Source organism: Paenibacillus terrae (genome assembly GCF_005217525.1).
Classification (GTDB): domain Bacteria; phylum Bacillota; class Bacilli; order Paenibacillales; family Paenibacillaceae; genus Paenibacillus; species Paenibacillus terrae_C.
In genome coordinates this window covers 145,151-156,951 of the sequence record NZ_PNXQ01000012.1, presented here as the reverse complement: position 1 = coordinate 156,951, position 11,801 = coordinate 145,151, and the positions used below count along the sequence as shown (strand labels likewise).

The 11,801-nt window shown below is 48.8% G+C and carries 10 protein-coding genes; 1 reads left to right on the top strand and 9 read right to left on the bottom strand.

The window, feature by feature from the left end:
* Positions 1-265 precede the first annotated feature (265 nt).
* On the top strand, positions 266-1,396 hold the full coding sequence (gene ald, locus C1I60_RS10750) for an alanine dehydrogenase (protein ID WP_137061714.1): 1,131 nt from the start codon (positions 266-268) through the stop codon (positions 1,394-1,396).
* 105 nt (positions 1,397-1,501) lie between these two features.
* Here ald and C1I60_RS10745 read toward each other — a convergent pair whose 3' ends face one another.
* The 9 genes from C1I60_RS10745 to C1I60_RS10705 form a co-directional block, all read right to left on the bottom strand.
* Entirely contained in the window at positions 1,502-2,056 is a 555-nt protein-coding gene (locus tag C1I60_RS10745) for a mismatch-specific DNA-glycosylase (protein ID WP_137061713.1), read from the bottom strand.
* A gap of 14 nt (positions 2,057-2,070) precedes the next feature.
* The gene (locus tag C1I60_RS10740) at positions 2,071-2,934 is read right to left on the bottom strand and encodes an aldo/keto reductase (protein ID WP_137061712.1); all 864 of its coding nucleotides are present in this window, start codon (positions 2,932-2,934) and stop codon (positions 2,071-2,073) included.
* A 40-nt stretch (positions 2,935-2,974) separates the two neighbouring features.
* On the bottom strand, positions 2,975-4,294 hold the full coding sequence (locus tag C1I60_RS10735) for a beta propeller repeat protein (protein ID WP_137061711.1): 1,320 nt from the start codon (positions 4,292-4,294) through the stop codon (positions 2,975-2,977).
* 142 nt (positions 4,295-4,436) lie between these two features.
* Positions 4,437-5,891, bottom strand: coding sequence for a PstS family phosphate ABC transporter substrate-binding protein (locus tag C1I60_RS10730; protein WP_137061710.1), 1,455 nt, complete (start codon positions 5,889-5,891; stop codon positions 4,437-4,439).
* A 264-nt stretch (positions 5,892-6,155) separates the two neighbouring features.
* Positions 6,156-6,920 (bottom strand): class I SAM-dependent methyltransferase, encoded by a 765-nt coding sequence (locus C1I60_RS10725; RefSeq protein ID WP_137061709.1) that lies wholly within the window; start codon positions 6,918-6,920, stop codon positions 6,156-6,158.
* Between the two features lie 133 nt (positions 6,921-7,053).
* A complete protein-coding gene (locus tag C1I60_RS10720) occupies positions 7,054-9,147 on the bottom strand; it encodes an ABC transporter permease subunit (RefSeq protein WP_137061708.1) in 2,094 nt (697 codons plus the stop codon).
* Positions 9,122-10,024 (bottom strand): ABC transporter ATP-binding protein, encoded by a 903-nt coding sequence (locus tag C1I60_RS10715; RefSeq protein ID WP_137061707.1) that lies wholly within the window; start codon positions 10,022-10,024, stop codon positions 9,122-9,124. The genes C1I60_RS10720 and C1I60_RS10715 overlap by 26 nt, the downstream gene beginning before the upstream one ends.
* Positions 10,017-10,406 (bottom strand): GntR family transcriptional regulator, encoded by a 390-nt coding sequence (locus tag C1I60_RS10710; protein WP_137061706.1) that lies wholly within the window; start codon positions 10,404-10,406, stop codon positions 10,017-10,019. Before C1I60_RS10710 ends, C1I60_RS10715 begins: the two co-directional genes overlap by 8 nt.
* A gap of 192 nt (positions 10,407-10,598) precedes the next feature.
* A complete protein-coding gene (locus C1I60_RS10705) occupies positions 10,599-11,765 on the bottom strand; it encodes an MFS transporter (RefSeq protein WP_434784390.1) in 1,167 nt (388 codons plus the stop codon).
* Positions 11,766-11,801 lie beyond the last annotated feature (36 nt).

The window sequence follows — 11,801 nt, the reverse complement described above, 5'->3', positions numbered from 1 at the left end:
TTGTAAACTGTACCTAATCTAACATGTATTGCATTTGTAGGCTTGAGTCCATTTAACTAATTGGCAGCGCTGCACAAAAATGATAATATCATTTTTGAATTCGTTTGGTGTAAGCAGCATAGCAACAACAGAAACAGCAACAACAGCGGAGCAATATTGAAACAGTGAAACAGTGAAATATAGATATATAGAAACACAGCAGCGTAGCTGCCCTAAAGAATAATTATTTGCCGATGGATAACAATTATTTTTAGGAGTGAATAAAGTGAACATTGGAATTCCGAAAGAGATTAAAAACAATGAAAATCGTGTCTCCTTGACACCTGCCGGTGCAGCTCAGATGATCCAGCACGGACACCACGTGTTGGTGGAAAGTCATGCAGGGGTTGAAAGTGGCTTTACAGATGGAGATTATGCCAAGGCGGGTGCAACGATTGTACAGCACGCAGCGGAGGTGTGGTCTCAGGCAGATCTGATTATCAAGGTGAAGGAGCCGCTGTCCTCAGAATACGGATATTTCCGACAAGGGCTGATTTTGTTCACTTATCTTCATCTGGCTGCGGAGCCGGCACTGGCCCGGGCGCTGACGGACAATGGCGTAACTGCTATCTCCTATGAAACATTGGATGTCGGGGGAAGCCTTCCGCTGCTGACCCCCATGAGCGAGGTCGCAGGTCGAATGGCTGTGCAAATCGGGGCACAGCTGCTGGAAAAACCGAAGGGCGGCAAAGGCATCCTGCTGGCAGGCGTGCCGGGAGTCAAGCGCGGCAAAGTGACCATTATTGGCGGCGGGGTCGTCGGCACGAATGCTGCCAAGGTCGCCATCGGCCTCGGCGCGGACGTGACGCTGATCGACCTGAGCCTGCATCGGCTGCGCCAACTGGACGATATCTTCGGCAATCAGCTCCATACGCTGGTGTCCACACCGTCCAACATTGCCGAAGCCGTAGCCCAGAGTGATTTGCTGATCGGTGCTGTCCTGATCACCGGGGCCAAAGCCCCACGTCTTGTAACCGAGGCCATGGTGCAGACGATGCAGCCCGGCTCTGTGATCGTGGATGTTGCCATCGATCAGGGAGGCATTGTCGAGACGATTGACCACATCACGACACACGATCAGCCGACCTATGTGAAGCATGGCGTCATTCACTATGCCGTAGCAAACATGCCGGGCGCAGTGCCGCAAACCTCGACCCTTGCTCTAACGAATGCGACGCTTCCCTTCGCCCTCCAGCTTGCAGATCAGGGGGTGCAGGAGGCCCTTCGCAGAAGCAGGCCGCTGCTTAGCGGCACGAATGTCCTGAACGGTCATATCACCTACGAGGCAGTAGCCCGTGATCTGGGTTATCCTTATGTTCCGGTAGATCAGGCGTGGCAAGCAAAAGCCTTAAAATAGACTCGCCGATAGCTCAAAGAACCACACGTTCTTCCCCTCGGGGCATGAACTGTGTGGCTCTTTGTCGTTTAGCTATTAGCTATATCCACCATTCTATGCTCGATATCAGAAGATTTCTGCTGTCAGAAACGTCTGGAGACGGCGGTAAATAGCTGTGATCTCTTCCAGCGACATGCGAACCAGTCCGCTGGACGAAGGGGCTACAAATTCATGCATCTCGGGGATCAGCGGCTGGGGCTGGAATCCCCAATCTGCTTTGGATTTTTTACTGTATTCGGTATATACACCTTTGCCGACAAAGCAGGCAACCTTGGGACGGTATTTCTTTAGCTTGGCATACAGTTTCAGACGTCCCTCGGCGTATTCCTCGCGCGTAATGTCCTCCACTCCCCTCGTGGGTCGGGAAACAATATTCGTAAAGCCGTAGCCAAGCTTGAGCAGCTCACCATCCTCCGATGGATCATACAAGCGAGGGGTCAATCCCGCTCCCTCCAGTATGCGCCAAAAACGGTTGCGCGGGTTCGCATAATGATGCCCCACTTCGCCTGACTTCAAGCTGGGGTTGAAGCCTATGAATACGACAGATAATCCGTAATCCAGATGATCATCTACCTCATGGAGTTCTGTCTCGCTTCCTGTTCCCGCTTCTCTTTCTGTCATGGCACGCCCCTCTCTCAAACCATATCCAGCGGCTGCTTGCGCGTAGGCGGCGGAAAAGCTTCATCTATCTGTTGCCGTTGTTCAGGAGTGAGCCGGATATTCGCTGCCGCTGCATTTTCCCGTACATGCGATTCCTGCACCGCTTTCGGGATGGCCCAGATATCGCCGTCCCGTATAACCCATGCGAGCGCAATTTGGGATGGCGTGACCCCGTGGCTGGCAGCGATGTCCGTCATCACGGGATGCTCCAGCAGTCCCCGCCGCAGACGTCCGCCTTGTGCAATCGGGCAATACGCCATCACGGGCACGCCATGTGTGCGGCTCCAGGGAAGCAGATCATATTCAATTCCCCGCGAAGCCGCATGGTACAGCACTTGATTGACCGCACAGGCATCACCTCCGGTCAGGCTCCATAGCTCCTCCATATCGGACTCGTCCAGATTGGACACGCCCCAATTGATAATTTTCCCCTGCTCACGCAGCATTTTCATTCCTTGTACTGTCTCTTCCAGTGGGATATTTCCCCGCCAATGCAGCAGATACATGTCCATGTACTCTGTTCCCATACGGGTCAGGCTCGCCTCGCACGCTTGAGCCAGCCCTTGGCGGTCAGCATGATGAGGGTAAGCCTTGCTGACAAGATATACCTCGTCCCGCCGGCCCCGAATGGCCTCCCCGACGATCTCTTCTGCACCGCCCTCAGCATACATTTCAGCCGTATCGACCAAGGTCATGCCCAGATTCAGGCCAAGTTGAAGCGCGCGCACCTCATCTTGCCGAAACGAAGCTTTTTCACCCATATGCCATGTGCCCTGTCCGATCAGTGGCACCTCACGGCCATCAGCCCATGTGATTGCACTTTTCCTCGCTTGGCTCATGTGTTCTCCCCCCTTTACTTTATACTCAGAACTTATCTGCTCAGGAACCTGATGCCATAGGCTTGTCAAAGACATGGCTCTGCGCCCAATGCTGTCCGCCATCCGAGGTGACATACATAACCGGGGCCTTCTCTGAATCCGAGAAAATAGCCCAGCCTTCCTTGGCATTCGCCATTCCGATTTGCTGGCCACCATAGCCGTCAAAGCTTTGCTTGCCATTGTTCCACGTCTTGCCTCCGTCATTCGTCCAGCCGATGGTATTAGGCTTATCACACGGTGCGCAGTAGCCGCCCATCAACACGGTACTGCTGTTTACGGCATAAAGCATACCTGGTGCCGTGCCTTCATTCTTGGGGATCTGATTGGCTTGCTGGCTAATGCCGGGAGCCGGACCCGCGCCAGCGGTGGCATTGGCCAGCACCGCACGCCAGCTTCGGCCGCTATCGGCGGTACGCCAGAGCGAATATGAGGTCTGATTCATGCCTGTATCTCCGACCAGCTCAATCCATGCGTTTCCGCGTTCTACCGAACGAATGGTCACACCGTTCAGAGGGGCTTCGGTTTTCCGTGACAGAACGGTAGTCCACTTCTGACCGCCATTCGTTGTGTGTAAGAAACGAAACGACCCCTCTGTGCTTTGCGTTACCGCCCAACCGTTTTGCTGATCATGATAGTATGGTTGTCCAACGGTGTGATCAGGTACGGGAAGCGCGGACCAGGTTTGACCGCCGTCCTTCGTATATTGGTTTCCGCTGAATCCTACCTTGGACGATACAAAGTGTAAAAAGCCCGCTTGTCCTTGCTTCGGCACCGTCCCGGTACTTTCCCAGCGTTTGCCTCCATCCTGAGTCATCAGCAGCATACCGCTGTCTGCCATGACGGCCCATGCCTCCTGCCCATTCAAGGCAAAAATTTGCTGTACTGTACCTTGCCCCTGATATTGTACAGCCCATGTCGCTCCGACTGATCCGGATGTATCTGCGTCTGTCCGGGCAATCCAGCCCTTCCCGCCGATCCAGCCGGATTTGCCGTCGATCAGACGCAGTGCGGTAACATCGTCCATGCGAACCTTCGCCGCATTCGCATTCGTGGATGCTTGTCCACCTGCGCCTGATGCCGTGCCTGTACCGCCAGTTGTACCATTTTTCCCGTCAGCAGCGGTCTGCTGTCCCGGTGTATTCACCGTTGATCCCGAAGCACCCGATTGAGCGGAACCAGATCCCTTTTGCCCATCCTGAACGGTTGGCCCGTTCTGTTCTTTCTGTCCGGTCTGTCCTGCTTGTGTTGCACCTCCTCCACAACCCGCTGTCATGATGGATACGGCGAGCAAAAGCGCCCATACCGATAATTTTTTCTTCATTAATCGTTCATCCCCTTAATGTGTTAGTACAATGCTGCGCGGGTATGTAACGGCAGCAAGGTATATCCTATGTATTACCCTGCTGTCTTCGTTTCACTCTTCACGGATGGAAATCCAAAATCGACGCTATGGAAAACCACGTCTACGGATATACAGGAACAAAGCCGCCTTTTTCAATGATCCGTTTGCCATCTTCGCTTTGCAGCCACTGGAGCAGCCGTTGAACCGAAGGGCTGGATCTCTCTCCTTGCCGTGTGACCACGAACAATTGAGCGGTGAACGGATACTGCTGCGAACGAATATTTTCCTTATTCGGCGCAACTCCGTCAATAGACAAAAATTTAACTTCTTGCCGCTTATGCATCACATTGGCAAAATAATAAAACGAATACCCGAGCGCATTGTGATCCTTGTTATAATCGGCAACTGCGTTAATCATACCACCCATGATGCCAATCGTGCGCTCCCGGGGCGGCTCGGCCATCTCATGGTCAGCCATCACTTTCTTTTGCATATAGGTCTGACTTCCCGAATTTTCTTCCCGCTGATAGGCTACAATCGGCTGATCCTTGCCTCCCACTTCACTCCAATTATGAATGGAGCCTTCATAAATACGACGAATCTGCTTTGAAGACAGCGTATGAACAGGATTGTCATCGTGAACGAGGAAAATAAACGCATCCCGCCCTATGGGAGTAAGCTTCATGTTCACTCCCTGGCTTTTCGCAAGTTGCAGCTCCGCGTCGGATGGTCCAGCGACCAGAATGAGATCTGCCTTCTTGTCAATCAGATTTACATACGCCTGATGCGTTGTGTTGAATCTCAATTCGTACGCCGCGCGCGCCTTGCTCATTCCGGTCAGTTCATGTAGCATATCCTGTGCGAACGGAATCGCTGCTGTAGCCCCATCAACCACTGGAAAATCCCGTTCTGCGATCAACGGACGATGAGGCAGCATCAGTGCAATGGTCAGCACAATAACGAGTGCCGCAGACATAGCGGCCACGACCCATTGCCATCTGCGATCTACCTTTCCGCTCTTTCCTGTCACCGTCGGATAACGGTCCACCCCAACACCCACTACCATTCCGGCTATCGGCAGCAGTGCAGTCAGCAGAAACCAGATTTCACCATGCTGTGTATACGGCTCCAATACCTCCAGCACAGGCTCCGCCCACGCGTGATAGATTGAAAACAGTTGCCACGAATTGCCCCACACTTCGGCTGGTTGGCCGCCAGAGCCTTGTAACCCCACAATCCATAAACTCAGGCCACTTAATAAGGATAACAGTCCGGTCAGCATGAGCGGAAGCTTACGCAAACTGGAAATACGCGCACTCCAGACACCGTAAGCTGCAAAAATCAGACCGACGATCCAGGCATATAATACCATCATCACAATGACCGCCGTATCCGTCACACCTTCGCGTCTCAGCAAAAGCTGTACATTAGATGCCACAGCCATACTCCACAATACATTAAACATGACTGAAAACAATCCAAACATAAATGTACCGCCCAGCCACGGCCAAAACCATACTAGCCGCATGGAGGGGCCTGTTTCCGACTCGGTTATAACTCCCTTTGGATCAGACATGTACATCCCCCTATACTTTTCAAATGAATTGAGCCTCTAAGCCACTGCTTTTTTTCATTGTACAATTATGGTAAAGATTAGTATACGAGAAGATGGTAAAAATGTCCTTATCCGATCACGTCGCTTCACTGTTTTTCACAACACAAATAGAAATTTATCATGAAAAAAAGCACGCGGCCACGGACTGTAAAATTTACCATAAAGGAGTATGCCTAAAAAGGCCTTCCTTGGAGGAAGACCTTCTGGATATTGAACCTAATAATTTTATATTGCTCTTGCCTGGATCAAAAAACGGTGCTGCTTCACATCCCAATAGCCTTCACGTTGAATGTCCAGATGTAGACGATACAGCGGTTCTATATATCGCTCTGGCTGAAAGTCAGCAATCTGCCATTCAATCGCCTTTAAGTAGTAGACAAGCGCTCCGATATCGTAAAACCGCTGTATCGGAAACTGTTCCCGCTGCTCCACGATTTCGAAGCCGTTGCTTTCCAGACCTGCAAGCGCTTGAGAAAGGGTCCAATCCGCATACTCGTACTCAGGCGCTCCCAAGCGTTCGTTAATGCCCGCACAATCCAGGCCCCCTACCTGTTGAGTCAAGAACGTTCCGCCTGGACGCAAAATTCGGCGCACTTCCGCTGGCGAAAATGACTCGTGCTTATTCAGCACAAGATCGAACCCGGCATCGTCAAACGGAAGTGAATTGTCGTCATCTATAGCCATAACGCGTACGCCCAGCGGCTCCAATCGCTCCCTGGCAACAGGAATATTTGGTGCATACGCTTCTGTCGCACATACAATCTCTGGAAAAGGACGTAGCCGTGACAAAAGTTCGCCTCCGCCTGTTCCCATATCCAGCATCGCCGTGGAAGAATGGATGAGCGTCATGGCCTTGCTGGTATAAGACCAGTCCAAGGGCTCGCTCGCTACGCGTCCTGTATCCGAGATGAATGAGAAATCCCACCCGGCAAAGGACTGCTTATGGTGCTCCAACAACTGTATAAACTCACGATCTTCTGTATATTTCATATCGTGCTGCTCCTTCCTGAACTGGGCTGACATTATTTATCGGACACTACTCTCTTTATATTCTACGCTCTATCTCTCTAAGCCTTTATGTCTGCCCAAATCAGGGGAGCCCTTGCCTGTCATTCTGTGCCGTTTAAGGAGCTGCGGGTAGAGCCTTCGCAAGCTCAGGTGTCATGTCTTTGGGATGTAATACATAATAGCCGATACGAAAACCGGACCCACTGACAGACTTGATTTTTATCTGTATCAGATATGTGCCTCTCTCCACTTCTGGAGTATAATTATAAGAATTCCGCTTTTCCAGTACAGTATTCCAGAGTTTCGGATCTTCAATTGCAGCGACTTTATACTTCTGCTGCAATATTTTGAACAAATTCGTTGCTTGAATATACTTACCAGGCTGATAGGGCTTCTTCTCTTGAGAAACCATTGGAACAGCCCTCACAGATAAAATGTCTTTCGACGTGATAATCACCTTGTCGGCATATCCTCTGCGTTCCAGCCAAGTATTCAGCTTGTGGAAGGATGTACGCCAGTTAAAGGAAAAATTGCGATTCCACTCTGGTTCTTCTGCTAAAATAGATGAAGGTTTATTAACAATATCAATATTCCCCAACGCATAAGAGCCTGACTGCATTTCGCTATAACTCATATTCAAAATTTCTTCTTTCAGCACAGCCTCAAATTCACGAATTTCGCTCGGATCAGTCAGAACCACCCTTCGTTCCTCATCATCCCCTGATTTAATGCTGATCGTCTCGGCTTTGCCATACAGCTTATCTAAAGAGTATGCTACCGTTTTGTATGGCTCAGACACCATGACCTTTGCCAGCGCTGCCTGGAAAGGCTGCTCAGGAAATGTATAGCTTCGCGTCATAATCGAACCATCATCAAGGCGATAGGCAATGGATATCATTTGCTGGGGTTCATTTTTGGACCCAGACATCTGTCCGGCTGAATGTGCAAGCACAAGCTCACGTTGTAGATTCAGTACAGAAGCGATAAAAGCTTTATCATGCGAAAAGTAAAGATTTTTCCGTGTGCCCCCCCCATATAGATACAGGTTTGGCCCGACATAGACTTGCTTCACTGAATGCGCGGTTGGAATACGCTCCTCGTAGCCTACCCAGCTGGAAGTCGGCATGTACATTGCCAGACCTAACACTGCGCTGTAAGCGACCAATTCCAGCAAAGCACGTACACGTACAATTTGCCACGTCTTGCGAATCACCATCTCCACAGCGATATAACCCAACACAGCTCCAAGCACATAGCCGAAGATAGACCAGTCTTTACCTTGTCCGCCTACGCCATTAAAATACTCCCCTACTATAAGCATAGCGCACAGCATCACACCTGCTTTAAATAAGGGCTGGAAGAAGGTAAATGCCATTGCTTGCGTTGCCTTCTCTACCAGCCGTTTGCGATATAACACATAGCTCAGGACGACGAACAGCAGAGAAACGCCCATATAAATCAGCAGTTCAATATATGAAAATGGATTTCTTAGCAAATCTGTAATGCGAACAACCGGCGATAAATTTTCCCAGATATTATTACTACTCCGCAACTCTATGTCATTACTATATTGAATAATAGTTCCATTAACCTGAAAGTAACCATACAGATGGCGGCCAAGAAAACGACTAATCATGGATGACAGAAAAATGGGCAGTAAAAGCAAAACATATACTACAACAGATTGAAGCAGTGATTGTCCGACACAAATACCTACAAATACGGTAAAGGTGAACAGAAAAATGGTAAGAACCGATACGACCAGTGCCCATGAGCCAATATCATTGATATGAAAAATATAAGGCAGGTCGGCTGTATTCACCAGAGCCGTTACCCCCGCAGTCAACCACACAGGTACGAGTAAGAGTATTAGACCACTAATCAAGTGCGCCGTTAACAGGTGTTCCCTGCGCAGTGGCAGGCTATGATATAAATTGGATGAACCCTGCCGTTGAATAAAACGAAGCAGCATTACACCGGCCAGCACTGGAACAACTAATAAAATCATATTTTGAAAATTATTTACTGATTTTATACTATCGAACAAGCTGCTCAAAACCTCGGGTACCCGTTCGTCTCCGATGCTCATAAATAACGGCAGCGGCACTGTAAACACTAATCCCACCAAGTACAATAGACCGATCCAGCCATGCTGTCTCAGGCTTTGGCGAATCACGCCGCCGCTACAGAAGAATCGGTTGGATGTCATAACCTGCGTCCTCCATTTCATAAATGAAAATTTCCTCCAGCGTCAACGGCAGCAAATCGAACACATGCGGCTCATACGCCTGAATCGTTTCTGTAATCCGCTCTCGTTCCCCCCGGATAATAAGCAGCAAAACACTCCCTCTGCGTTCCTTATGTACAACCGGAAGTTGTCCACAGATGGCTTCCTCATGCTTGCTGTCACGAAAGGCAACCTGCACCTTATGCGTATCGGACTTGAGGTCGTCAACTTCTTTTTCCAACAACATACGTCCCTGATGCATAATGCCGACATGATCACACATGTCTTCAATTTCACGCAAATTATGGGATGAGATCACGACAGTCATCTCCCGTGCGGCGGTTTCCTGGAACAGCAAATTCTTGATCATTCTGCGCATCACCGGGTCCAGTCCGTCAATCGGCTCATCCATAATTAACAGCTCAGGCATGCAGCTCAAGGCGAGCAAAAATGCGGCCTGCCGTTTCATCCCCTTGGAAAAACGGTGAAGTTTACGCTTCGGGTCGAGCTTGAAAATATTGGTAAGCTGTATGTAGCGTTCCTCACTCCAGCTCGGATAAATGGAGCGGTAAAACCGGGCCATCTGGCGAATCGTCGCTTGCGGGAAAAAATAAGGAGTATCCGGCATAAACAGAATGCGCTGCTTGACTTCTGGCTGCTCATACACCGGCTGTCCACCGATTAGCACCTTGCCAGTATCCGGTCTGTAAATCCCGGCGACGATTTTGAGCAGCGTCGTTTTACCTGCTCCGTTGGAGCCCAAAAGTCCAAAAATAGAGCCTTTCTTCACCGTAAGGGCGAGCTGATCGACAGCCTTTTCTTCTGTAAATGTCTTTGTGACTTCCCTTAATTCAATCAAGGGACATCCCCCTTTCCTTCAATTGCGTAGCTTCCACGTATAAGGCGTCCACTTCCTGCTGCGTAAAACCGAAATGGACAGCTTCGATCATCTGTTTCAATAGGGCCGCCCGAATCTCATCCCGCTTCATTTGCTGCGGCTGATGCTCGGCGGGGGTGACAAAGCTGCCCTTGCCTTGGACGGAATAAATGTATCCTTCGCGTTCCAGCTCTCGATACGCCTTCTGAATCGTGTTGGGGTTTACCGTAAGCTGAGCGGATAAAACCCGTACCGAAGGCAATTGCTCATCCGGCTGAAGCGATCCGTATACAATCATTTCCTTTACCTTGTCCGTTAGCTGTTCGTAAATCGGCTTGCGGCTGCGGATATCCAGCTCGAACATGGACTTCCTCCTTTCAAGACTTGATCAGGTTCATCTGCATCCTCTTATCTGTTCTAACTGTACTATTATTAATAGTACAGTTAGAACAGTTTGTCAATCATTTCTTTGAAGATTTCTCACAGAAAAAAAGACCAACTCAGAAAGCTGGTCTTGAAATCATCATTAACCTGTAATGATTTCGGTAAAAGTTTGTTACATATTTTTTGACTTCGTATGTATCCCAAAAAACATAGATTTAACGATAATACACACAAGAGACAATATAACAAAAAGTAGGCCACTCCAAACAACATCCCCTGCTCCTAATTGAGAAATAAACCAGCCTCCCATCGCTGTCCCTATGGTGACACCCAAATTTGAAAAAGACACATACAGACTATTCGCAAATTCCGGGGCTTCTGGAGCCTCCGATGTAAGCCAAATTTGACTTACAATCAATCCACTCGTATGAACAGCTCCCCAGACAATAATAATCCCACTTGTGAGAAGAAGAGTTACACCCACGTATTGAAGCAGTAAATAACAAACCCCTAAAGCAACAGGATAAAGCAACACCGTTTTCAACATATGATGATTTAACATCTTTCCCGAGTACCAGTTACCAACCACACCACTAATCCCGAAAAGCACAAGCATAGTGCTAATCCATTCTCCACTCATATGCGCTTTCTCTCCTAGATACTCCGCAAAATAACTATATACAGAAAACATTGCAGCAAATATGAAGCATGCCGTACCGATATTCAACCACAATGTGGGTTTTCTCAATATTTTAAGCTGGTTCCTGACAGTTACTTCCTTCTGCTCCAATCTGGAAGGAACCATGAGCCCTATTCCAACGCACGCAATAATATTCACAACAGCAGAGAACAGAAATGAAGTGCCAAGAGAGAATTGATCAGCAATATAAGAAGTAAGCGGAACTCCCAATACCATCCCCACACTAACTCCAAGAAATACCTTTGCACTTGCTTTAGCAGCCTCTTCTTTCTTCGATAATGCAACAGCTAGTACGAAGGCAATGGAGAAATACACTGGATGAAAAAAGGCGGGGAATATTCGGAATACGACAAGTATATAAAAGTTCGGTGCAAAAGCTGATATCACATTCGAGATGGAAAAAATAATCATGATGCTCATCAGTAACCATTTACGATTCCATTTTGAAAATAGCAGAGTTACCCATGGCCCAAAAATGGCAATAGTGAGTGCAAAAAGACTGACCAATATTCCAGCTTGTGGTGCAGTAACGTTATACTTATCCATGACCATTGGCAAAATACCAACGACTCCAAGCTCCGTATTTATAATGCCAAATATACCTAGTGCAATAAAAAATAATGGACTGTTTCTGTTCACGATTTTCATCTCCTTGACCTTCTAATCTATATATTG

Coding starts and splice junctions, on each gene's coding strand:
- C1I60_RS10725 (WP_137061709.1), bottom strand. CDS start 6,920: ATGAAATATACAGAAGATCGTGAGTTTATACAGTTGTTGGAGCACCAT.
- C1I60_RS10710 (WP_137061706.1), bottom strand. CDS start 10,406: ATGTTCGAGCTGGATATCCGCAGCCGCAAGCCGATTTACGAACAGCTA.
- C1I60_RS10720 (WP_137061708.1), bottom strand. CDS start 9,147: ATGACATCCAACCGATTCTTCTGTAGCGGCGGCGTGATTCGCCAAAGC.
- C1I60_RS10730 (WP_137061710.1), bottom strand. CDS start 5,891: ATGTCTGATCCAAAGGGAGTTATAACCGAGTCGGAAACAGGCCCCTCC.
- C1I60_RS10745 (WP_137061713.1), bottom strand. CDS start 2,056: ATGACAGAAAGAGAAGCGGGAACAGGAAGCGAGACAGAACTCCATGAG.
- C1I60_RS10735 (WP_137061711.1), bottom strand. CDS start 4,294: ATGAAGAAAAAATTATCGGTATGGGCGCTTTTGCTCGCCGTATCCATC.
- C1I60_RS10740 (WP_137061712.1), bottom strand. CDS start 2,934: ATGAGCCAAGCGAGGAAAAGTGCAATCACATGGGCTGATGGCCGTGAG.